This is a genomic window from Paenibacillus sp. TY11 (assembly GCF_059772165.1).
This window is the reverse complement of sequence record NZ_JCBAIQ010000001.1, coordinates 350,258-372,463: the sequence shown is the minus strand read 5'-3', so window position 1 is coordinate 372,463 and position 22,206 is coordinate 350,258. Positions and strand designations below refer to the sequence as shown.

Sequence of the window (22,206 nt, the reverse complement as noted above, 5' to 3'; positions counted from 1 at the left end):
ACAATTGGATTCTCCTTAAGGGAAGCATTTAATTCATAAGGATGTGATACTATGGCGAATTTATCATCTACGAAAACGAAATTGGTTATTGTTGAAGGTATACCTGGCTCTGGAAAATCCACATTATCTAGATACATACATGACATCTTAAACATGCATAAAATAGAATCGGAACTATTTTTAGAAGGGAACTTACGACATCCCGCTGATTATGAATCGGTTGCATGTATGCCAAACCAAGAACTCGATAAGCTCCGATCTATCTATTTCGATGTGTTTCATTACATTGATCCGTTTATCTCTTTGAACGGTAACGACTCTTTAATCGCATATGCGCTTGCGCAGCAATCAGCTCAAAATGGAATTCCTTCTAGTTTGTATGAGGAAATCCAACGCTATGAAATCTACGATGGAGTATCCATAGAAAAGTATTGCGAGTTGATGATTAAACGTTGGGGGTCTTTTGTTAAAGATCAGCGAGAAAAAGAAAATATGATGATACTCGAATGCTGTTTTTTACAGAACCCAGGGTGTGCATTGCTCGCCCGACATAATGCTGGAAATGATCGTTTTATTCAGCATGTATTACAGATTGGGGAGCAAATTCAGGAGTTAAATCCAATTCTGTTTTATTTGAAGCAATCCAATGTTCGTGAGACGATTGAGCGAGTTAAAACAATGAGATCTCAAGAGTGGTTAGATTTCGTGATTTGGTACCATACGGAGCAAGATTATGGAAAGAAAAGGGGGCTTCACGGGTACGAAGGATATATTAAGTTCCTTGAACATCGACGAGAGCTAGAATTGCATATTATCGAACAACTTCCTTTCCAATCATTTATTATTGATAACTCCGATTATGATTGGGAGAATCAACAACAGATCGTTTCGAATATCATTATGAAGCATCTATAAACCGTGTAGCTCATTCCGGGAAACGTTAGTTCAATTAGAAAGGACCATCCCGCAAAGAATGGTCTTAAAACTTGCGTTACAAACAGCGCGGTGAACCGTACCACAAGTGATGGAAATTATAATATTATAAAGCTGTATATACTTAGGATAAGAGTAACTATGAATCACCCGAAAAGCCTGCTCGCATAATATGAATGTGTGTGGACCATAATCCATCTCCAGCAAGATAAAATTTCACCCATTTGACGCCCATCCACTCATCATGAATATTAGAATAGCACCTTCTCCGAGATTATGCGAAGGCTCCATTTTCGGTTAAAATAGTTTTAACGAGGAAAAAAGCAAAGTCAAGCCATAAATCTTATAAGAGGCTGAGTTCAATCCTTATTTTTGTGGAGAAAATTCTCACTTTTTAGCAGAAATAGTTTATAATTATCAGATCATAGTCGATATAATTTTTAAAAGACTATAATTTAAATTATAATAGAGACAGAAAAGGTATGTTCCTGAGTGGGAGCCTTGCTTCTTGTGTCACCTAAGCAGGTGGGCCTGCTCTTTTTTGCAAATATAAGAGATAAGGAAGGTTTTTATGAGTAGCATTCAGAAAAAAACAGACGTTATCTTAATTGGTGCCGGAGTTATGAGCGCGACTCTGGGATCATTGCTGAAAGAGTTAGCACCGGAATGGGAAATTAAAGTGTTTGAGAAACTCGCAAACGCAGGAGAAGAAAGCTCTAACGAATGGAATAATGCGGGTACGGGCCATGCTGCACTGTGCGAGCTGAACTATACATCCGAAAAAGCTGACGGATCTATAGATATTAGTAAAGCTGTAAATATTAATGAGCAGTTTCAGCTCTCAAGACAGTTTTGGTCTTTTCTTGTAAACAGCAATTTGATTCGTAATCCTCAGGACTTTATCAAGCCAATACCTCACATGAGTTTGGTAATAGGAGAAAAAAATGTATCTTTTTTGAAAAAAAGGTTTAAAGCGCTTTCAAATATTCCTCTGTTTCAAGGAATGGAATTTTCTGATGACCCTGAAAAGCTGAAGGAATGGATTCCGCTGATCATGGAAGGCCGTACATCGAATGAACCGATCGCGGCAACCAAAATCGACTCCGGGACAGATGTCAACTTTGGTGCTTTAACACGCATGTTGTTTGACCATTTAAAAAGTAAAAACGTCGAGGTCAAATATAAGCATAGTGTTAAGGATATTAAACGTACGAGCGACGGCTCGTGGGAAGTCAAAGTTCATAATCTTGATAACGGTAAAATCGAATACCATACTGCCAAATTCGTCTTTATCGGCGGTGGGGGCGGAAGTCTACCTTTACTACAAAGAACCGGTATTCCTGAGTCCAAATATATTGGAGGATTCCCGGTAAGTGGACTATTTATGGTATGTAACAATCCTAAAGTTGTCGCGCAGCATCATGCAAAAGTATACGGTAAAGCTAAGCTTGGTGCTCCTCCCATGTCTGTTCCGCATCTGGATACAAGATACATCGGCAGCGAAAAAGCACTGCTGTTTGGACCGTTTGCCGGCTTCTCACCAAAGTTCTTGAAAACGGGTTCAAATCTGGATTTGATCTGTTCTGTAAAACCCAATAACCTCTTGACGATGTTGGCGGCAGGTGCAAAAGAGATGGCATTGACCAAATACCTGATCCAGCAAGTGATGTTATCGAATGAAAAGCGACTGGAAGAATTACGCGAATTTATTCCAAACGCCAAAACAGGGGACTGGGATATCGTGGTAGCGGGCCAGCGTGTGCAGGTGATCAAAGATACGGAGGCCGGTAAAGGAACACTTCAATTTGGTACGGAAGTGGTTAGTGCTGCTGATGGCTCGGTAGCTGCATTGCTCGGCGCTTCTCCGGGTGCTTCTACTGCTGTTAATGTTATGCTGGAAGTATTAGAAAGATGTTTCCCACAACATATGAAAGAGTGGGAACCGAAAATAAAAGAAATGATTCCTTCTTATGGCGTGTCACTAGCGGAAAACCCAGAGATTTTCCGAGAAATTCATGATTCTACAACGCAGACGCTTGGTCTGAGCGAAAAAGAACCGCTTCATCGTTAATTTTTGGATGTAGAAACAAAGATATCGGGAGAACAGCTTTACTCGCCTGTTGACTCAAGCTTCTCATATCAATAATCTCATCACCGCGTAAATCTGTAATGCCAGCCGGTATCGATTAATACAAGTCTCATGGGATGTAAATAAAATAGGTCGAAAAAAATAAAGAAGCCCTTATAAAGCAGTAAATGAGGAAATGCCTATCAAATCAAACCGGCATATGGTGTATTGGTGTATTGGAGGAAGGTCCATGTGCCGGTAGAGATGTGGAATGAAGAACATAAAAGGTTAACGGAAATCATATCCAAACCTTAGATTGGTAAAATAATTATTTACTGATCGTTCCCGATATGATAGGATGAATCCACACAGAAGGAAAAGGTATATGTGGTGTCCAATGTAGAACGATCGTTCCCTAAAAGCGTATTCTTCGCTGACGGAAATCTATATTCTAAATGGGTTAGGAGGGAGATAAAATGGCCAGGAGCAAAGAATTCGAAGAAAACGTCGTTCTGGAAAAGGCCATGAAGCTGTTCTGGGAGCAGGGGTACGAGAAGACTTCGATGAATGATCTTGTCGAACATATGGGGATCCATCGGAGAAGTATCTACGATACTTTTACCGACAAGCACACCCTGTTTCTCAAAGTGATGGACCGATTTGGAGAGCGGATTAGCGTCAGATGGGCGGCGGGGATCAAGCAATCCCGGACGGCTAAGCAGGCGCTCCAGTCCATTGTTGACTTCATCATTAACGGTGAAAAAGACGCTCCACCCGGCTGCATGCTCGTGAATTCGGCTGTCGAATTGGCGATTCGGGATGAGGACATTGACGCGATTGCGACGACGGCTTTTGCAAAATCAGAAGAACTGCTTGCAGAAATCGTAACGTGGGGGCAGCAAAACGGCGAATTCACGAAGCAGTACGAAGCGAAGGAATTGGCCGAGTATCTCCACAACGCTTTAACGGGACTGAGGGTTATGGTTCGGACTTCAGTTTCGAAAGAAAAACTTCGACGGATTGCTGAATTAAACCTGCGTATTTTAGAGGCATAGACGATAAACGAAAACAAATTTTTTTCGTTTTTATAGAATGATCGTTCTCATATACTTTCAAATAACAAAGGAGAGATTCATTTGAAAACATTAATCATCGTTGCACATCCGAATTTGCAAAGTTGTTCAGCATCTAGCGACCGTGCGTCATGTCCAATCGGTCTGATCTGATTACAATCAACAAATAAAAAAACGGAGGAGGAAATGAAGCATGACAAACAAAATCGCGTTAATTACCGGTGCAAGCAAAGGAATCGGACTGGAGGTTGCCAGACAATTGGGGCGGAAAGGTATAACGGTATTGGTCGCTGCGCGCACGAAAACGGCAGCAGATGAAGCGGCAGCCGGGTTGCAGCAGGAAGGCATTCAGGCGGTGGGTGTAAAGCTTGAGGTTACGAATTCTGCGCATATCACAGAATTGACCCAATTCATCGAGAACACCTACGGAAGACTGGACATTTTGGTCAACAATGCGGGCATCTTGGCGGAAAAAGCGGATTATGACGGAGATGCGCTCAGAGATACTTTTGAGGTGAACACGTTCGCGCCCTATTTGATTACAGAAGCACTGCTGCCGCTATTGTTGAAGAGCGAAGCTGGCAGAATCGTCAACCAGAGCAGCGCCTTGGGCTCTATTCAGTTCCAGTTGTCCAATGAACGGGTGCAGCGGATTGCTACCCCGGCTTATGCGGCTTCCAAAGCAGCCTTGAATATGCTGACGGCCTACTGGGCGCAAAAAAACAATGGCACAAACCTGAAGATCAATTCCGTACACCCCGGCCTGGTTAAAACCCAGATGGGTGGGGAAAAGGCAGAGCTTTCGGTGGAGGATGGTGCGAAAACGGCGGTCCGACTGGCGACCCTCCCGGAGGATGGTCCAACGGGCGGATTCTACTACATGGATGATCAGCTTCCATGGTAAAGCTTAACGCATGAAAGGAAAAGGGGCGCACTCACAAGAGGAGGTGCCCCTATCTATTTATGTTACACTTGTGCGGTCGGACGGATCACGATTTCGTTCACATCAATATCAGTCGGTTGCTCGATCGCGAATCCAATTGCGCGGGCTACCGCGTCCGGTGTCATGGCTAGTTTATCCCGGATGGCGGCGAGTTGATCTCTCAATGCGGGATTTGTCATGCCCTCCGTGAAATTCGTCTGCACAATACCAGGCGAAATGATGGTCACGCGCAGCTTATCGCCAGCCTCCTGGCGCAACCCCTCTGAGATGGCGCGCACGGCGAACTTCGTACCGGAGTAGACTGACTGGTTCGGCACAGTCTTATGTCCTGCTACAGAAGCGATGTTCACGAAATGTCCGAAACCCTGCTGGTGAAAGACTGGCAACGCTGCGGCTATGCCGTACAAAACGCCTTTAATGTTGACGTCAATCATGTCCTCCCAGTCGTCGACGCGCAGATCTTCGAGAGGGGAAATGGGCATAACGCCGGCGTTGCTGACGAGAACATCCAGCTTCCCGTACCGTTCGCAAGCCAAAGTAACGAGGTTGCACAGATCCTCGCGCCGTCTCACGTCAGTGCGTGCATAAACGGTTTCGCCACCTCCATTTGAAATGCGTGTCGCCAGTGCTTCAAGGCGATCCGCTCCGCGCGCTCCAAGCACGACTTTTGCTCCGCGCTTGGCAAGCAACAGTGCTGTTGCTTCTCCAATTCCGCTGCTTGCACCTGTAATGACGACGACTTTGTCCTTCATTCTTCCTTCCAAGCTCATAGCCCAATCCTTCTTTCTTTGATCTATTTGCCTTAGACCCTCTGTTGGCCTTGCAAGTAAATTTTAAGTAGAATTCGATTGAGACAGGTAGACCGATCAAGTCCAATTCTTGCCTAATCCTATTCGGCGTGCATATAATTAGCACATCAATATTAGCGTTCAACGGAAAGGAAGGTGAAGCATGTATGATTTCGTCTCCTCCCCCCTCTGATATTTCTACGAATCTACAAGAACTGATTCATCTGATTCATCAACACGCGTCTTCGGACGGTACGGTTGTTTCGTCTGTGCCAGGACTTTATTTCAGACGTGCAAGCCATGTGTCCGAGCTGAATCATACGGTCCATATGCCCTCCCTGTACGTGGTCGCACAAGGCTCAAAGACAGCAATGCTGGCTGGAGAAAACTATGTGTACGATCCAACAACCTACATGGTCACATCAGTTCAACTTCCCGTAATTGGTAAAATAACTCAAGCCTCGTCGGAGCTTCCTTATCTAAGTCTTCAATTATCCATTAGCCCAGATACCATTCTGGACATTATCAAGAAGAGTCCTCCTCAATGTAACGTAAAGACTGGACGCGGCATACTGGTGAGCCAATCTGACCCTCTGCTGCTTGATGCGCTGCTTCGGCTTGTCAGACTTTTGGATACGCCTGCAGATATTCAGTTCCTTGCGCCGCTTATTACGCGCGAGATCCTTTATCGTGTATTACAAGGCGAGCAGGGAGCTTTAATCAGGCAATTTGCCGTAGTTGGCAGCTATGCACATGGCATCTCCAAAGCGATCCATCTGATTACCCGCGATTACTCCAAGCCTCTTGTGATCGAAGAATTGGCGAAGGAAGTAAACATGAGCCCTTCTTCCTTACACAAGCATTTTAAAAAAGTAACGGCTATAAGTCCTCTGCAGTATCAGAAGGCCATTCGACTGCAGACAGCACGCCGCTTGCTGCTCTCGGAAGGACTGGAAGCTGCCAATGTAGGCTTTCGCGTTGGCTATGAGAGCCCTTCGCAGTTCAGCCGGGAGTATGGCCGCATGTTTGGACGTCCGCCGATGAGCGATGTTAAACATCTGCGTAATTCCCTAAGTGTTCCAGTCGATTGAGAAGCTTTTTGGGTGGCCGGATTTGCTCTAAAAGTTCAACTAACGGAGAACGTTAGTTCAGTGATTCAAGGAAAGGGCCATCCTGCAAAGGATGGCCTTAAAACTTGCCGTTACAGACAGTGCGGTGAACCTTATCATAAAAAAACGGCAAGTTTCTCTGTGGAGGATGCCCAGAGGCAATTTGTCTTTGGTCTGCTCAAAGAGGATATATCACACCAACGGAAGTTCGTCGAGCCGTTCGTAAATCAACAATCCTTTCTCTTTCGCCACTCTTACCATTTCGTCAGCACCCTGAGAGGCTCCTCCGACTCGAAGCACGGCGTTACAACAATCAAGTAGGCGAATGGAAGACAGATGAAAGATTCTGTTGAAAGTCTCGTCTCCCAGAGCAGTGGAACCGGCTGTCGCGATAAGGGGCAAAGCATACCACTCCCCCAGCACCGGCATGTGTCCAGCCTCGTAAACTTGAAGAGCAATTTCATTCATGTAGTTGACGTTTTTCTCGATTAATACATGATCATCATTCGTTCCAGAACGATATGGGCCTGCGATGAGGATATGCAGCGGTTTCGATTTCACTTTCAAGAGACCTTGGATCTGAGCGTATTGGAGCAGCATTATCGTCTTGGCGTCACGAATCTCGCCGCTTTCGACCATGTCTAGCGCTTGAGCAAACGGAAGTTCCACCACTTCAATGTTTTCCTGCTCCTCCTCAAGACCCCCACCACGACCCGTTGTCATATCTTCACTATACTCGGCTACATAGAAGTGCAGGATTTCGGTAACGGAGCCCGGTGACATATAGGCCTCGCCAACTTTCTGCACACGGTCGATACGGTACCCTGTCTCCTCCTCCGTCTCCCGCAGAATACCTTCTTCCGGTGTTTCTTTATCGAGTAGCCCCGCACAGGTTTCGATAAGCATTCCAGTCTCATTGCCGTTCCGATAAGTAGGCATTCGGAACTGTCTGGTCAGTACAACGGTTTGCTTGTGCCGATTATAGAGCAGGATCGTCGCGCCGTTGCCGCGATCGTACACTTCACGGGATTGTGTCTCCCATTGTCCATTGTCTTTTTCAAACTCGAATGTGACCTTCTTTAAGATGTACCAGTTATCCGATAGAAGCTCCTCTTTTACAATCCGTACTCTTGGGTGGTACTGCTGTGCCTTCATCTCATTTCCTCCCTAGAAAGATTCCGTTCTCTTTAGTCATTTCGAGGGCTCCATTCTGCTGCAGAAGCCGAATGACGTGGTCTCGAAACTTGTCAATAGCCGCTCCGACAAGTCGTTCTCTTGCGTTCATCGGAGTCGAGATTATATATTCGATCAGGGGTTCCGCTTCGTCGACCAACAGACGGTCGTCGTATCGAAGCAACCGAAGATCGGAGAAGCAAGAAGACAGCAAGTCCCCTCCGTTACCCAGATGGAACCGTTTAATAGCGTGATCCAACACATGAAGCTCGGGGTCGAACGAAACCGCCAAGTGTTCGACCTCTTGTAGGTGTTGAGTGCTCATCGTAGAGGTGCACACTATACCTCCTGGCCTTAGGACACGGTGCATCTCGCGGATTGCTCTAGGGATGTCCAGCACGTGATACAGCATGTTGTTAGCGATAACCATATCGAATTGCTCATCATGAAATGGGATCTGTTGCGCGTCAACAGACAAAAACTTAAACTGCGAATTGTTGCTTCCCAAGCGACAACGTGCTTCTTCCACCATCCCGCTGGACATATCGGTAAGCGTGATGCGCCAGCTGCTTGGAATTCGTTCGGCGTTTCTTATCCAAAAGGTTCCGTCGCCGCAGCCCAACTCGAGAATGTGGGCTCCCGGTTGCACCTCCAGTTGTTCAAAGATCCAACGATGCCAGCCTTGAGGATTTGTACAGTACTTGTCGTAAAGATGTATCCGAGTTTGCAGGCGGTTCGCTGTCCGATACTGCTCTCCCCAATTGTGCTCACTCTGCACGGTTTGAATAACATCCGCCAAATGGTTCCAATCGGACCCATAGACCGACATTTCCATAGCATCTCGTATTGCATGCACTACGTGCTCCGTATGAGCGATTTTCCTCTGTAGAAGATCGAGTTGTGCTTGCAACGAGTGTCTGATTTCCCCGTTGGATAGCGATTCTGCATCTAAAATGTCCTTTATTTTTTGAAGCGATAACCCTAGATACTTCAACATCTGAATTTGCTGTAATCTTTCCAGGTCTTTCATGTTGTACAATCTTATGGATCCAGCGTGATGACCTTCTGGACTCAGAAGCCCAATTTGATCGTAATATCGCAATGTCCTGACCGTTATCCCTGTGCGTTTGGCAAGCTGTCCTGTCGTCAGACAGTTCTCTTTGTTCATCCATTCCTCACATCCAATTGATTGCTTAGCATGTCGTTCTCAGTCAGTATAGCAAATGACGTAACGTCACCTTCAAGCAAAATTTATGCAATAAGAAACAAGAGAAAACCACCCTAGCAAAATTCATCAGCTCTTCATGGAGGCTATTATGAAAACTTTCATTTACATGGTGAGACATGGCGAATCACCGAAGACGGAAGGAAATGAAAGAACAAGAGGTTTAACTGATAAAGGAAAATCAGATGCTTATCGAATAACTGAATTATTGAAGGGAGAGGGGATCGAGGTTTTTGTTTCAAGTCCATATCAACGAGCAATCCTAACCATTCAAGAGTTAGCTCGATGTTCGGGACAAGAAGTTTTAGTATTCGAGGATCTTAAAGAAAGAATTTTTTCTAATGAAGACAACCGAATGCCCGATGAGGAATTATTCCCTTTGTTAGATAAGTCATTTTCTGATCCAAACTTTGCTTTAACGGGAGGAGAGTCTAATGCAGTTTGTCAGAACCGAAGTATACCAGTCTTAAAAGAATTGTTAAAAATCTATCGAGGACGGAAAGTCGCATTAGGCACTCATGGAGCTGTAATGACTTTGATGATGGGATATTATGACAAACAGTACGATTTGAATTTTTTACTACATACATCCAAACCAGATGTATACAGAATGGAATTCAATGATCAGGAATTAGTAGAGGTTAAAAGATTGTGAAATATCCTGTAATGGAGTATTTCGCAACATCGGGTTGCTGCCCTATGCTTGATGAGTTAATGGTACGAGATGAAATGGTATGGGAACTATTGTTCAAAGAAGGACCATCCTTAGCCAGGATGGTCTTTCTTCAAAACTTGCCGTTACAGTCAGCGCGGTGAAACCGTATCATAAGTAGCGGCAAGTTGGATGCATTTTTGAATTGTCTGGATCACTAAATCTGGATCTGTTAGTTGAGGAAAGTGTCCGCTACGGGAAGCAGGAATATGATAGCCGTGTTTGCTACCCGCTACTTGGTTGGGGAACAGACGGGCAAATAAGTTGGTGTATAACCCACCTAAGGAGTGCCCGACAAGAATATAAGGAGGGGGAAGCTCTATATCGGTAAGCACTTGTAAAAGTGAAGTTAAACCCTCAATCAATAATCACCGCGAAACAAGCAAATCCTCAGCTATTTTTACCAGATCTTCCTTGGTCAGCGGACTGCCCTGGTTATCAGATATGTTGTAGTGTAAACGTCTTTTTTCATCGAGCCATCCCAGCCGGTTTTTTCCTACCTCCAAGGGTTTGCTTGTTTCGCTTGCCCTGATGTAATAGACCTTGCTTCCTTTGATCGTCAGTTCCTCAGCCGAATCCTGTTCATTTTGCATCACAGTCGTCTTCGTGACATCAGGAGCGTATTTGGTGACGGTAATATTTACATAGTCGTTTCCTCTCGCATATCGGGCGAAGGTGAAGTCTGACTTGTCCCAGCTCAGCTTTTGAATAAACAGATTTTCACCTTTTGGTGCGGCTTCGGCTTGATGCATCAGTTTATCCGTTAAAGCCCGATAGTCTTTTTTGTCCAAGACTCCAGGATATGCAGCAACCGGATAGACGTATCCGAAATCAAACCGGTAGCCATTCGGCAGATGAGTGGGATTGTGGAATAGTGGAGCTTCTGTCCGCTTGATTTCGTCCTGCAAGCTGCTGAAGCTTGAAAGTTCATTTGGTTTGTATGCAAACAAGACCGGATTAGACAGGTTTCTATGATTAATAGAATCGTCCTTGACGTAATAGGCGGCATACTCTCCGGGCTGCAAACGGTCTCTCACCCCTTCGCTCCACTGTGTGTGGGTGTATGTGTACGTTTTGGAAGCGTCCGTTTCGGCAGGTGTTTTGGCCGTACTTAATACGACGTCGCCTTTGCTATTACGGAATTCAAGATATTGCGAAGCGGCGTATCCGGTTACAGAGGCGCCCAAAACAAAAAGCAAGATCATTATGGGGGCGGTGATGCGCGGTTGAAGACGCATTTTTACAATGAATCCTTTTTTGGGTTTCGCCTTTTGGTAGACTTGTTCCATCACTTTGTCAGAGACGTCAAAAGCTTGGATTTTTAAGGCACTCTCTGGCTCCGTCAGCATGTCCATGTTTTTTAAGCCCCTGTCTTGCAGATCGGTGTATTTCAGGCCTTGTTCCTGAGTTCTGTCTTGTAGTTCACGCATTTTTGGTCCTCCTTTATGGGCTCCATCATTTTTTTGAGCTTTGTTTTTGTCCTGCCGTATTTTTTCTTGATAGCTTCCTCGCTTTTGTTCATGATTTCCCCGATTTCCCCAAACGATTTTTCTTCAAAAATGCGCAGCACCAGTAGATTTCGCTCCTCTGCATTCAGTTTGTCCAGCGCCCGGCTCAGCGGTTCACTGAAAAGCTGACGTTCCATAACCTGCGCTGCACTGTCTGTAGTCATGTTTGTTGAAGTGAACAGGTTAATTCTAAATTTGCGCTGCAAGTTCTTTCGGTGAATCGAGTTCAGGCAGTGGTGATAAGCCATTTTATATAGCCAGGAGGAGAAGCCCACTGTCGGCTTGTACATGCTGATTTTCTCAAAAGCCTTTACAAAAATATCCTGAACGGCTTCTTCCGCCTCCTGCTCACTTCCTAATAGCCGCCAGCAGTATACAAAAATCTGACGCTGATGCTCCTTTACAATGTAGGCGTAATCCTGGATCTCGCCGGCTTGAACTCGTTTGATTCTGTATTCGATTTCCTCATCCAAAGCTTTAAGCACCTCCTCTGATCAGAAAGAAAACTATATCCGTATAACAAATGAAGATGACCGAAAGGGACACCTTTTCTAAAATTTTTTTAAAGTATTATGTGATCGTTGGGGCTGATTAACAAGTTGTCTTACTAGGATAAGTTATAACAACTATCTAAGAGAATACGATAAAGCTGAACGGTTATCACTCACGTTGTTGGTTTCATAGAGCTTGAAGTGTATTATGGAAATAAATAGAATAATAAAATATGCCTATCAAAAAATAGAAAATAGATTGTGGGAAAAACTTTAGACGTCGCAATAATAAGTAATCTCTGAAACGATTCGGGAGTGCTTTTTCAAAACAGCCTATGCTTACTTAGAACCTATTGTATATGGAATTCTTCATAAGTGCCTTGTCGGGGCGCTTTTACCAATGAGCAGGGCTTTGGGGTTAAAAAAGGTAGAGAATTTTCAGATGCGGTGGTAGTACTTAGTGAAATGGAAGTTACTCATCGAGAAATAGAAAATATGAAGGAGGTATTCCAAGAAGAGTAGGCCAACTCGTAAAAAAATATGAGAGGATACAGTTTCTTATGAATGAAAGTACTAAGAAATATAATTTTGATAATATGATACGTTATCTTAATGATCAAATGGAGTTACTACCTAACTTAGAATCAAAATACATGGGATTAACAATGCCTTTTCCTCAACAAACTGTGCTACGAAATAGGATTATTGAAAGTATTGAAGCATTAATAAGATACGATCAGGATGTTTGTATTGCTGTTCATTTGAATCGGGCTGATGATGGATATATTGAATATAAGAAAATAATTTTAATAGGGAATGATTACTTGCATCTTAGGAGAATCATTGATTTTATGGAAAGACAACACATTAAATTGAATATCAAAGACACCTGTATACTCTACAGAGAATGTACTGCTGACTTGAATATTCATTTGAAAGGCAATCATTCCAGAATAACAAGTCTAAATGACCTATTTGCAGGAGTCGAAATTCATATTGATCATATTCAGGCTGGAATGGGATATAAATATGAAAATAAACAAGTGGATGAAGATATTATTCATTATTGTTGTCATAAAGATGATGAGGAAGGAAAGGAACTTGGATATCAATTATTTATCAAATCGTTAGATTACTTTTCCGTGAAACTATTAGCTGAAGGATTTGTATTAGGGTATCCTGCTGTAGATTCTAAAATTAAAATAATGAAAGCCTCTTGTACAATGTGTTTTTATCGAGATTATTATTATATTAGTGGAGCACATATATCGCTCAAAAACGCTATGCTGAAAGCAGATTGGCAAATATGCGAACCATTGATGCAGATCCATATGACCTGTAACAAGCTATATTTCGAAGGAAACTCTTTTTTTAAAGAGGTAGAAAATCTATATATACTCGAGGATGATAATTGTAAGTTATCATTTAAATCGAAACTTTCCACAATTATTGATATCCTAGAAGAGATGTATGACCATAAAAAAGATGTTTTGGACTTCCACATGAAATTGGACAGCTTTGTGCCAATTGAAGATGATACTCAGTTAAAAGAAAAATTTAAAGTGATTTATGATATCGATAAGTGGAAAGATGAATTAAACGATCAAGAGATAAACTCGGCAATCCCGCCCGTATAGCTAACGAAAACCATCGGCTGTTACGGGCGGGATTACCTCACCCTCTTTTATGCAGCGTATCTTCTACTTGTTCCCTTTGCGTACCTTTAACAGCTTACCCTTTACGGTCGTATTCTTCATAATCTCAAGCACCAGTGGACCTTTACCATTCAGAATCTCAACATCTGTAGCATAATCCAGAATCGTAATGATCCCGATATCGTCTGCGGTGACCCCGTCAAGCTTAGCGATGGTCCCCACGAAGTCGACGGCTCTAAGTTTTTTCTTCTTACCGCCGTTAAAATTCAGCTTCATAATCTGTTGGTTTAATTGCTCGCGCTTATCTTTTTTGAGTGCAGTTTTTACATGCAATTTCTGCTCAAAATTTTCTCTACGGAGATCAACAGCCTCTTCTGAGGGAGCCTTTACTTGCGGAATCGCGAATCCAATATATGCTTCAATATCGGCTAATCGTTTGCTATCCTTAGGAGTGACTAGGGTAATGGCTTTACCCGTCTTGCCTGCACGTCCCGTACGTCCTGTGCGATGAACATAGCTTTCCTTTTCAAGGGGAATATCGTAGTTAATAACATGGGTAATATTCGTGATATCAATACCTCTAGCAGCTACATCAGTCGCAATCAAGTAACGGAATTGTCCCCTTCTGAACGCATTCATCACCTCGAATCGCTCATCTTGCTCCATTCCACCATGAATCCGATCACATGGATATTCGAGATCAGCCAATGCTCTGAATAATGTATCTACATTCTCCTGCGTACGACAGAAAATAATGCAGCTGTCAGGATTCTCAACAATGAGCAGATCTTGCAGCAGTGCCAGCTTGTCCGACTCCTTTACCTGAATAAGAGAGTGATCAATTGTGGCGGTCGTTATACCGGTCGCTTTAATTTCAATTTCAACAGGATTGTTCATATATTTACGCGACAGTTTGGCTACATCCTCAGGAAAAGTAGCGAAGAATAACATCGTAACCCGGTCACTAGGCAGCGCTTGAATGATGGATTGAACCTGCTCGATAAAGCCCATATTCAGCATCTCATCAGCTTCATCAATCACGAGATAGGCAATCCGATCTAACGATAGCGTGCCTCGTTCAATATGATCCAGTACACGTCCTGGCGTACCTACAGCCACATGCGTTCTTTGCTTTAACTCGGCCTTTTGTATATGAAAAGGATGTTTCCCATAAAGGGGCGTTGCTTTTATTCGCTTAAAGCGTCCGATATTCGTGATGTCTTCGGTGACCTGTAACGCGAGTTCACGGGTTGGCGTCAGAATTAAAGCTTGGGGCTTATTCTCATTCCAATCTACTAGCTCACAGAGTGGAATGCCATATGCCGCTGTTTTGCCGCTACCTGTTTGCGATTTGGCGACAAGATCCCTCTTCTCAAGCGCAACTGGAATGACTTCCGTCTGAATCTCTGTTGGCGTCTCATAGCCCAAGCTATTCAGCGCTCTCACAATTTCTTCACTTAATGCGTAATCTGTAAAATGCTTCTGACTCATTTTTAACCTCTTCTGCGCTGTATTTGAATACCATTACATATATAATGTCATCGTGTATCGAACTTATACTCATATAGTATACTCTATATCCGGATTCACTCTAATACATATCGATGATTAACCGTTTGTTTAATCGTATCCTTGGAGCGTTTAACGACCGACAAACTTTACCCCATATGGATCTACGTTGAACAATTTCATGGAGAATTAATTTTGTCTTGCTGTTTTCCAGTAAGGTAACTATAATTTTTTTGGAACGAAAAAACACAGTCTGGTTGGTAGTCCAGACACATGGACGACTCTATAATTTCAAGCGTGCCATGTCAGTAACCTTCCCCCCTCGGGATGTCCATCGTTTCGATTTAAAATGAGGGGGATTACAATGAAGCTTACGGTTTATCAAGATGGTCAGTATTGGGTTGGAGTCGTGGAAGAGCAGGACCAAGGGAAATTGAAGGCAGCTAGGTACACTTTTGGTACAGAGCCTAAGGACGAGGAAATTCTCCATTTTATCCGTGAGGAAATGTGGGAACTTGTTAGTAGACTCTCACAAGAGGTGGCCATAAAGTTGTCTGAAACGAAGAAGGTCAATCCGAAGCGGCTAGCAAGGCAGGCAGCGTATGAATTAAGGAGAAAAGGGGTCTCCTCCTATGCACAAGAGGCCCTAAAGTTAGAGTATGAGAAGCGCAAGCTGGAGAAACGGGCCTACTCTAAACAACAGAGGGAAGCCATGAAGGCACGGGTAAGGGAATTAAAGGAGAAAAAAGCGAAAGAAAAGCATCGCGGACATTAATAAAACTTCTATATTTATCTTCAATTGTATTGGCATGTTTCGATATCCGTATGCGTGAAAACATGTGTTACGCACAAAGGGCACCCAATCGGGTGCCCTTTGAATTGCCGTTAGCGCGGAGAACCGTATCAAAAGTATTGTTACGATGAAAAGTGAACCCAGTCTCTCCCTTGGACAGCACCCATCTTTTTAAAGAAAATTTGTGCGCGTTTATTCTCAGTAGAAGTTATCCAGGTCATATGAGCATACCCATGATTTTGTGAGTACTTTTGACATTCTAAAAAAAGCTGTGATTCCACTTCTGTATCTCTAAATGATTCCATTACAAATAGGTCGTTCATAACTGTGATTTTGTCTGCTTTCATCGTGCTAAAGGTAAAGAATAATGTAGCAAAGCCGATTAATTCTCCATTTTGTTCCGCCACAAATTGTATACCGTTTTGCTGCTCAAAAAGGGTTTGAATCAAATTATGAATTTTTTCGATAGGTGGCCTAGGGTTTTGATAAAAACCAACGATGTACTCATACATTAACTCGGTCAAACTGCTTAAATCATCAGGCTTAGCGTTTCTTATTAAAAATGACATTAGATGTACTCCTTTTCATTAGTTTTGAATTAATATACAACATTAAGTATATATATGCAAAATTAAGATCAGTGAAGGAATCGTTTGAACTCATGTAAATGCGAAAAAGTATGTAATATGAGCGCAACAAAGGCTGCCGAGAAAATGTATCCGGTAGCCTTTGTTGCGCTGAGGGACATGTGCGTCGAGAATACACCCATTCGTTAAAATTGAATTCACTCCGAATTACTTAAGCAGTGTAAGTGTCACCTCTATCGTGTTATCAATAAATGATCGTTCTGGACGAGACTTTATCATTACGGTCAGACCAATTAACGATACGACTAATGCCTGTGATACAGCCTTTGCATCTAGCCCGACCTCAAGTTCACCTGATTGTATACCTCGTTCAATGGTTTCTTGAAATATGACCGCTAGGTACATTTGATGTTCCCTTGTAAGAATTTCAAACTTCTCATCATGAGGTGCAAGTTCAACCATTGTATTGATGCAAAAGCATCCTTTTCTAGGGTTTTCAGTATATTCCTCATCGACCACACCTTCAAAAAAAGTGCGAAATGCTTCTTTTACAGATGGATTGCTTTGAAGTTTGGTTCGGATCAGAGAAGCACGGGACATCATATATTTGCGTAAGGCGGCTTCGAACAATTCTTTTTTGCCTCCAAAAGCTGAGTATATACTGGGTCGTTGAATTGCCATTCTGGAAGTTAAATCACTTAATGAAGTAGCTTCATATCCCTTCTCCCAAAATATTTGCATAGCTGCCTCTAATGCTTTTTCTTCGTCAAATTCGCGGGTTCGTCCCATAATCAATACCTCTCGTTACTCTTGATTTTATTTTTAATTGCTCAATGACTCTGATTATAATTGTCAGCGGCCTTTATTTGCGTACCAAATAGTATGTTATTATCTTATAATTAGCCGTTTAGATTGTCAAATGAAGGTTGGTTTGTCCCGACAAGGGGAGATCAATATTAAGATAAATCAAAGTGGGTTTTACTATATTTATTGACAGTATTCTTTTTGATGAGTTATATTTACTGGGAAAAATATTTTACCGATCAGTATGATATTTTATCGGTATTTGATAGTCATACAAAGAAAGCTATTAGAATAGGAGAGATGGACCATGGAGATAGGTATTACTTCGTTTGTAGAAACAAAACCTGACGTTCAGACAGGTGAAGTGATTAGTCACGCACAGCGGTTGCGTGAAGTTGTCGAGGAAATAGTCCTTGCTGATCAAGTGGGACTTGATGTGTTTGGTGTAGGTGAGCATCATCGGAAGGATTATTCGGCATCTTCACCAGCAGTTGTGCTGTCTGCGGCTGCAGCGCAGACGAAACGGATTCGGCTGACCAGTGCAGTAACAGTGCTTTCTTCAGCTGATCCCGTTCGCGTTTTTCAGGATTTTGCTACGCTGGATGGCATTTCAAATGGACGTGCGGAGATTATGGCGGGTCGGGGTTCCTTTATTGAATCTTTTCCACTGTTTGGCTATGACTTGGAAGACTATGATGAGCTGTTTGAACAACATTTGGAATTGCTCCTTAAGATACGGGAGTCCGAAAAAGTAACCTGGAAGGGCGGGCATCGGCCAGCGATTAACAATTTGGGTGTGTATCCACGGCCGGTTCAAAATCCTTTACCAATATGGGTTGGCAGCGGGGGCAGGCAGGATTCTGCTATCCGGGCAGGTCTGTTAGGACTGCCCTTGATACTGGCGATCATTGGCGGGAATCCGGTAAATTTTGCACCACTTGTCCAGCTTTATAAGAAGGCAGCAGCGCACGCCGGTCATGATGAATCGAAGCTTAGGGTTGGGTCGCACTCGATAGGATTTGTCGGAGAGAATAATGAGCAAGCTGCAGATACATATTTCCCTTCTACGATGGCAGGTATGAATAGATTGGGCAGGGAGCGGGGCTGGGCACATTATGATCGTTCTAGCTACGATGCCGCGCGCAGCTTTGAAGGTGCGCTGTATGTCGGCGATCCAGAGACTGTTGCCCAGAAGATCATTCACCTTCGCAAACATGTAGGTGTTACTCGCTTTATGCTGTATGTTCCGTTAAGCACGATGCCGCATGCCGAAGTGATGAGAGCCATTGAGCTGCTAGGAACAGAGGTAGCACCCCGAGTTCGGAAGGAAATAGCCAAGTGGGAAGCGGAGACGGAGAAAAGGTTATAAAAAAACAAACATAGGAGTGATTTGCGTGGATTTTGAAAATCGTTTGTTACCAGAATTAAGGTCAGTAATCGCAAAATTTCCTGGTTTTCAACTGGAAGAGAATTTAGAGCTGAGTAGAAGCTATTTGTCGAGTCCTCCTATTGAGCAGTCGGAGCACGTACGCACGACAAGCCGGATGATTCCGAGCGTAGCAGGCGAGATATTAGTCAAAATCTACGAACCTGCCCAGCGAACTGACGTTAGGCTTCCGGCCATGCTGTGGACTCACGGGGGAGGCTATGTGATGGGGCATCCTGATATGGACGATGCTTTGTGCGAACGCTTCGTGCAGGCGGCCAAATGCGTCGTCGTATCGGTCGATTACCGACTTGCTCCCGAGCATCCCTACCCAGCTGCCATCGATGACTGTTATGCCGCTTTGACGTGGATGACCGACGAAGCTGAGCTGCTGGGCATCGACTTAGATCGGGTTGCAATTGCCGGAGCCAGTGGGGGCGGCGGTCTGACCGCAGCACTTGCTTTAATGGCCCGTGACAAAGGCGGGCCAGCCCTCATTTTCCAAATGCCGCTGTATCCGATGATCGATGACCGCAGTATTACGGCGTCAAGTCATGAAATTACGGCCGATAACGCACCATGGAACCGGAAGAACAACTTGGCGGCCTGGAACATGTACTTGGGGGATCGTACTGAAGACATCGAGGTGTCCCCATACGCTGTGCCGTCGAGAGCGGAATGCTTGGCTGGGCTACCGCCGACCTATACGTGCATAGGCCAGCTCGATCTGTTCCGAGATGAAACGATCGAATATGTAGCACGCCTTGCCCAAGCGGGGGTGGACGTCGAATTCCATCTGTATCCCGGCACATTCCACAACTTTGAGGGGATGGTTCCGCAAGCAGAAGTAAGCCAACGTGCTAGCCAAAGTTATGTAGATGCAATTGCAAGAGCCCTTAATCCTTAAATTATTAAATGGGCAGTCTCCAAAGTGATATGCTTCCAAAAAAGTAGACAGGTTAAATAATAAAACTTGCTACTGTAAGGGGAGCATATCACTTTTTGCAGTAATCTTTTTTGTCGTTTCAGAGTTGTTTGGGATTTGTCGCGGATGGGCTGATAAATATAGGAAAATACATGATACGAGACTAGATTTTAATCGAAACGATGTGTTAAAGGAGCACCAGGTGTTCAGTCGTCCCGCAATGATGTAAAGTTTTTCGGGTAAAATCTTTACTTTTACATGTAGCGGATAATAACCTTACATTCTTATAATTGGAAATGTAAGCGATTTATTTAGAGGTAAGAATATTAAAAAACTATACGTATGAGGAGGAGATTGTATGTCGAAATTTAAAGTGGGCAAGTTGGTAAGCAGCTTGGCGTTGGCGGGTGTGTTGTTATCATCAGTTCTGATAAACCCGGCTAGTGCCAGTATGGCGAACGGTGGCAAATTCCTCGGGAATATCATTGCTGGAAGTGTCCCTGCAAGTTTCGGAACGTACTGGAACCAGGTGACGCCAGAGAATTCGACCAAATGGGGGTCAGTTGAAGGCAGCCGTAACAACATGAACTGGTCGCAGGCGGATACCGCCTACAATTATGCCCGTAACAATGGCTTCCCGTTCAAATTCCATACATTGGTATGGGGTGCTCAGGAGCCAGGTTGGATTAGCGGACTGTCGGCTGCTGATCAGAAGGCGGAAGTGACCCAGTGGATTAAAGCAGCAGGTCAACGCTATCCGAATGCGGAGTTTATAGATGTGGTGAATGAGCCCCTGCATCAGAAGCCATCCTTCCGCAATGCCATAGGCGGTGACGGGTCGACTGGATGGGATTGGGTCATATGGTCGTTCCAACAGGCAAGACAAGCTTTTCCAAATGCCAAGCTGATGATTAATGAATATGGAATTATCAACGATCCCTCGTTAACCGACCAATATGTCAATATTATTAATCAGCTCAAGAGCAGAGGCCTGATTGACGGAATTGGTATTCAATGCCACCAGTTTAGCATGGACACTGTTTCAGTTAACACGATGAACACTGTACTGAACAAGCTGGCGGCAACAGGATTGCCAATCTATGTGTCCGAACTGGATATAACTGGCGACGACAATACCCAGCTTGCCAGATACAAGGAGAAATTTCCGGTATTATGGAAGCATTCTTCGGTGAAGGGAGTTACGCTCTGGGGGTATATCCAGGGACAAACTTGGAAGCCGAACACACATCTGCTGAATTCTAACGGCACGGAACGTCCCGCGCTCCAATGGCTGAGACAATATGTGCAGAGTTAAACTATAGGTGGCACTTAAAACCCAACAGATGCGAACTTTTGCTAAATGTCTGGGCTGGGTAGATGTTTATTTGGCGAAGTCTTGGTTGAAATGTTATACGCCCAAGGCTTCTTTTTATTTAGCTTAAACGAACGTATCAAAACCTAATCCAACTCAATTAGGCTTACATACCCAATCCATCACTTTAACCCACTTGAAATAAAACCGTCTGGACGGTATAGTAAAGGGGGGTGATCAAAATGAATACAACTAAAAAAACATTGAAAAGAGAATTAATTCTTAAAGCGGCCTCGATGATTGTGCACGAAGAAGGAGTAGAGAAATTAACGTTAGAAGCGGTGGCTAAGAAAGCGGGAATAAGTAAAGGAGGATTGCTTTACCATTTTCCGAATAAAGATGAATTGATTCTGGGAATGGTTGAACAACTATCGACCAGCTTTGTCTCCGAATTTAATGAGAGAGCGGAAAACGATATGCATTCCAAAGGAAGATGGACTCGCGCGTATATGAATACATCATTTTCTGGCGATCGGAATGCAAGTGACCTGTATACCGCTCTCTCAGCAGCACAGTTTACGAACCCTCACATGCTAAAGTTACTTCAGGACGAGTATGAGAATATCCAAAATAAAATTGAAAACGACGAATTGGATCCCGTTCGTTCCACGATAGTCCGATTAGCTATAGACGGTTTGTGGTTTGCCGAAATGTTTGGGCTTGCTCCTCCCAATGAGGGAATGAGGCAAAAAATGATGGAAGAACTGAAGACATATATAAAGGAGAATGAATAATGGCTTATCTTTTCTTGGCAATCTCTATTGTTGGTGAACTTATTGGAACTTCAATGCTTAAAGCTTCAGAAGGTTTTACCAGATTGTATCCGACTCTATTCACAATTGTTGCGTTTGTGATCTCTTTCTTCTTTATCTCTCTATCCCTTAAGACGCTTCCTTTAAATATGACTTATGCCATCTGGTCAGGTGTAGGGGCTGTTGCTACAACGCTTATTTCAGTATTGATTTGGAAAGAAAAAATCAATACAGGAAGTATCACAGGCATTGCTTTAATTGTTATTGGCGTGGTGGTACTGAACCTATTTGGTGCAGGACATGGTGAGGCAAAAGGAACAACAGAAGCAACGAGTTCAATCGTTCAAAAATGAGATGGAA

At 43.6% G+C, this 22,206-nt stretch carries 21 protein-coding genes; 13 read left to right on the top strand and 8 right to left on the bottom strand.

Going from position 1 to position 22,206, the window contains the following annotated elements; all coding sequences use genetic code 11:
* Positions 1–51: 51 nt before the first annotated feature.
* From AC6EJC_RS01610 to AC6EJC_RS01595, 4 genes are all read left to right on the top strand, one after another.
* Positions 52–915, top strand: a complete 864-nt coding sequence (locus tag AC6EJC_RS01610) for a P-loop NTPase family protein (RefSeq protein WP_444952439.1) — start codon at positions 52–54, stop codon at positions 913–915.
* 589 nt (positions 916–1,504) lie between these two features.
* Complete coding sequence (locus tag AC6EJC_RS01605; protein ID WP_444952438.1) at positions 1,505–3,004, top strand: malate:quinone oxidoreductase; 1,500 nt, start codon at positions 1,505–1,507, stop codon at positions 3,002–3,004.
* Positions 3,005–3,477: 473 nt separating this feature from the next.
* Complete coding sequence (locus AC6EJC_RS01600) at positions 3,478–4,056, top strand: TetR/AcrR family transcriptional regulator (RefSeq protein ID WP_444952437.1); 579 nt, start codon at positions 3,478–3,480, stop codon at positions 4,054–4,056.
* A gap of 211 nt (positions 4,057–4,267) precedes the next feature.
* Positions 4,268–4,978 (top strand): SDR family oxidoreductase, encoded by a 711-nt coding sequence (locus AC6EJC_RS01595; protein ID WP_444952436.1) that lies wholly within the window; start codon positions 4,268–4,270, stop codon positions 4,976–4,978.
* A gap of 62 nt (positions 4,979–5,040) precedes the next feature.
* Here AC6EJC_RS01595 and AC6EJC_RS01590 read toward each other — a convergent pair whose 3' ends face one another.
* On the bottom strand, positions 5,041–5,787 hold the full coding sequence (locus AC6EJC_RS01590; protein WP_444952435.1) for an SDR family oxidoreductase: 747 nt from the start codon (positions 5,785–5,787) through the stop codon (positions 5,041–5,043).
* A 185-nt stretch (positions 5,788–5,972) separates the two neighbouring features.
* On the opposite strand from AC6EJC_RS01590, the gene AC6EJC_RS01585 reads away from it, so the two are divergent.
* The gene (locus tag AC6EJC_RS01585) at positions 5,973–6,896 is read left to right on the top strand and encodes an AraC family transcriptional regulator (protein WP_444952434.1); all 924 of its coding nucleotides are present in this window, start codon (positions 5,973–5,975) and stop codon (positions 6,894–6,896) included.
* A 210-nt stretch (positions 6,897–7,106) separates the two neighbouring features.
* On the opposite strand, the gene nudK is transcribed toward AC6EJC_RS01585, so the two are convergent.
* Positions 7,107–8,069, bottom strand: coding sequence for a GDP-mannose pyrophosphatase NudK (gene nudK, locus AC6EJC_RS01580; protein ID WP_444952433.1), 963 nt, complete (start codon positions 8,067–8,069; stop codon positions 7,107–7,109).
* A 1-nt stretch (position 8,070) separates the two neighbouring features.
* Positions 8,071–9,255 (bottom strand): MerR family transcriptional regulator, encoded by a 1,185-nt coding sequence (locus AC6EJC_RS01575; RefSeq protein WP_444952432.1) that lies wholly within the window; start codon positions 9,253–9,255, stop codon positions 8,071–8,073.
* A 148-nt stretch (positions 9,256–9,403) separates the two neighbouring features.
* Between AC6EJC_RS01575 and AC6EJC_RS01570 the strand changes: the two genes are divergently transcribed.
* The gene (locus AC6EJC_RS01570) at positions 9,404–9,967 is read left to right on the top strand and encodes a histidine phosphatase family protein (protein ID WP_444952431.1); all 564 of its coding nucleotides are present in this window, start codon (positions 9,404–9,406) and stop codon (positions 9,965–9,967) included.
* A 425-nt stretch (positions 9,968–10,392) separates the two neighbouring features.
* Here the strand turns inward: AC6EJC_RS01570 and AC6EJC_RS01565 are convergent, their stop codons facing one another.
* Positions 10,393–11,454, bottom strand: a complete 1,062-nt coding sequence (locus AC6EJC_RS01565; RefSeq protein ID WP_444952430.1) for a DUF4367 domain-containing protein — start codon at positions 11,452–11,454, stop codon at positions 10,393–10,395.
* Complete coding sequence (locus AC6EJC_RS01560) at positions 11,415–12,005, bottom strand: RNA polymerase sigma factor (RefSeq protein ID WP_444952429.1); 591 nt, start codon at positions 12,003–12,005, stop codon at positions 11,415–11,417. Before AC6EJC_RS01560 ends, AC6EJC_RS01565 begins: the two co-directional genes overlap by 40 nt.
* A 578-nt stretch (positions 12,006–12,583) precedes the next feature.
* On the opposite strand from AC6EJC_RS01560, the gene AC6EJC_RS01555 reads away from it, so the two are divergent.
* The gene (locus AC6EJC_RS01555) at positions 12,584–13,660 is read left to right on the top strand and encodes an elongation factor G (RefSeq protein ID WP_444952428.1); all 1,077 of its coding nucleotides are present in this window, start codon (positions 12,584–12,586) and stop codon (positions 13,658–13,660) included.
* Positions 13,661–13,723: 63 nt separating this feature from the next.
* Here AC6EJC_RS01555 and AC6EJC_RS01550 read toward each other — a convergent pair whose 3' ends face one another.
* Complete coding sequence (locus AC6EJC_RS01550) at positions 13,724–15,169, bottom strand: DEAD/DEAH box helicase (RefSeq protein ID WP_444952427.1); 1,446 nt, start codon at positions 15,167–15,169, stop codon at positions 13,724–13,726.
* A gap of 382 nt (positions 15,170–15,551) precedes the next feature.
* Here AC6EJC_RS01550 and AC6EJC_RS01545 point away from each other — a divergent pair, with 382 nt between their 5' ends.
* The gene (locus AC6EJC_RS01545) at positions 15,552–15,962 is read left to right on the top strand and encodes a YjdF family protein (RefSeq protein WP_250260029.1); all 411 of its coding nucleotides are present in this window, start codon (positions 15,552–15,554) and stop codon (positions 15,960–15,962) included.
* Between the two features lie 140 nt (positions 15,963–16,102).
* Here AC6EJC_RS01545 and AC6EJC_RS01540 read toward each other — a convergent pair whose 3' ends face one another.
* Together AC6EJC_RS01540 and AC6EJC_RS01535 are read right to left on the bottom strand one after the other, a co-directional pair.
* Positions 16,103–16,549: a GNAT family N-acetyltransferase gene (locus AC6EJC_RS01540; RefSeq protein WP_254326333.1), complete on the bottom strand. Its 447-nt coding sequence runs from the start codon at positions 16,547–16,549 to the stop codon at positions 16,103–16,105.
* A gap of 225 nt (positions 16,550–16,774) precedes the next feature.
* Complete coding sequence (locus tag AC6EJC_RS01535) at positions 16,775–17,356, bottom strand: TetR/AcrR family transcriptional regulator (RefSeq protein WP_444952426.1); 582 nt, start codon at positions 17,354–17,356, stop codon at positions 16,775–16,777.
* 322 nt (positions 17,357–17,678) lie between these two features.
* Between AC6EJC_RS01535 and AC6EJC_RS01530 the strand changes: the two genes are divergently transcribed.
* The 5 genes from AC6EJC_RS01530 (at position 17,679) to AC6EJC_RS01510 (ending at position 22,199) form a co-directional block, all read left to right on the top strand.
* Positions 17,679–18,740: an LLM class flavin-dependent oxidoreductase gene (locus AC6EJC_RS01530; RefSeq protein WP_444952425.1), complete on the top strand. Its 1,062-nt coding sequence runs from the start codon at positions 17,679–17,681 to the stop codon at positions 18,738–18,740.
* 25 nt (positions 18,741–18,765) lie between these two features.
* Positions 18,766–19,704, top strand: coding sequence for an alpha/beta hydrolase (locus tag AC6EJC_RS01525; protein WP_444952515.1), 939 nt, complete (start codon positions 18,766–18,768; stop codon positions 19,702–19,704).
* Positions 19,705–20,080: 376 nt separating this feature from the next.
* Positions 20,081–21,037: an endo-1,4-beta-xylanase gene (locus AC6EJC_RS01520; protein WP_444952424.1), complete on the top strand. Its 957-nt coding sequence runs from the start codon at positions 20,081–20,083 to the stop codon at positions 21,035–21,037.
* Positions 21,038–21,276: 239 nt separating this feature from the next.
* A complete protein-coding gene (locus AC6EJC_RS01515) occupies positions 21,277–21,828 on the top strand; it encodes a TetR/AcrR family transcriptional regulator (RefSeq protein ID WP_444952423.1) in 552 nt (183 codons plus the stop codon).
* Positions 21,828–22,199 carry a DMT family transporter gene (locus AC6EJC_RS01510; RefSeq protein ID WP_444952422.1) on the top strand — a complete coding sequence of 124 codons (372 nt, stop codon included), beginning with the start codon at positions 21,828–21,830 and terminating at the stop codon, positions 22,197–22,199. The genes AC6EJC_RS01515 and AC6EJC_RS01510 overlap by 1 nt, the downstream gene beginning before the upstream one ends.
* The last annotated feature ends 7 nt before the right edge of the window (positions 22,200–22,206 follow it).

Coding starts and splice junctions, on each gene's coding strand:
- AC6EJC_RS01535 (WP_444952426.1), bottom strand. CDS start 17,356: ATGGGACGAACCCGCGAATTTGACGAAGAAAAAGCATTAGAGGCAGCT.
- AC6EJC_RS01545 (WP_250260029.1), top strand. CDS start 15,552: ATGAAGCTTACGGTTTATCAAGATGGTCAGTATTGGGTTGGAGTCGTG.
- AC6EJC_RS01555 (WP_444952428.1), top strand. CDS start 12,584: ATGAATGAAAGTACTAAGAAATATAATTTTGATAATATGATACGTTAT.
- AC6EJC_RS01600 (WP_444952437.1), top strand. CDS start 3,478: ATGGCCAGGAGCAAAGAATTCGAAGAAAACGTCGTTCTGGAAAAGGCC.
- AC6EJC_RS01510 (WP_444952422.1), top strand. CDS start 21,828: ATGGCTTATCTTTTCTTGGCAATCTCTATTGTTGGTGAACTTATTGGA.
- AC6EJC_RS01590 (WP_444952435.1), bottom strand. CDS start 5,787: ATGAGCTTGGAAGGAAGAATGAAGGACAAAGTCGTCGTCATTACAGGT.
- AC6EJC_RS01595 (WP_444952436.1), top strand. CDS start 4,268: ATGACAAACAAAATCGCGTTAATTACCGGTGCAAGCAAAGGAATCGGA.
- AC6EJC_RS01515 (WP_444952423.1), top strand. CDS start 21,277: ATGAATACAACTAAAAAAACATTGAAAAGAGAATTAATTCTTAAAGCG.
- AC6EJC_RS01610 (WP_444952439.1), top strand. CDS start 52: ATGGCGAATTTATCATCTACGAAAACGAAATTGGTTATTGTTGAAGGT.
- nudK (WP_444952433.1), bottom strand. CDS start 8,069: ATGAAGGCACAGCAGTACCACCCAAGAGTACGGATTGTAAAAGAGGAG.
- AC6EJC_RS01605 (WP_444952438.1), top strand. CDS start 1,505: ATGAGTAGCATTCAGAAAAAAACAGACGTTATCTTAATTGGTGCCGGA.
- AC6EJC_RS01570 (WP_444952431.1), top strand. CDS start 9,404: ATGAAAACTTTCATTTACATGGTGAGACATGGCGAATCACCGAAGACG.
- AC6EJC_RS01520 (WP_444952424.1), top strand. CDS start 20,081: ATGTCGAAATTTAAAGTGGGCAAGTTGGTAAGCAGCTTGGCGTTGGCG.
- AC6EJC_RS01530 (WP_444952425.1), top strand. CDS start 17,679: ATGGAGATAGGTATTACTTCGTTTGTAGAAACAAAACCTGACGTTCAG.
- AC6EJC_RS01585 (WP_444952434.1), top strand. CDS start 5,973: ATGATTTCGTCTCCTCCCCCCTCTGATATTTCTACGAATCTACAAGAA.
- AC6EJC_RS01540 (WP_254326333.1), bottom strand. CDS start 16,549: ATGTCATTTTTAATAAGAAACGCTAAGCCTGATGATTTAAGCAGTTTG.
- AC6EJC_RS01550 (WP_444952427.1), bottom strand. CDS start 15,169: ATGAGTCAGAAGCATTTTACAGATTACGCATTAAGTGAAGAAATTGTG.
- AC6EJC_RS01565 (WP_444952430.1), bottom strand. CDS start 11,454: ATGCGTGAACTACAAGACAGAACTCAGGAACAAGGCCTGAAATACACC.
- AC6EJC_RS01575 (WP_444952432.1), bottom strand. CDS start 9,255: ATGAACAAAGAGAACTGTCTGACGACAGGACAGCTTGCCAAACGCACA.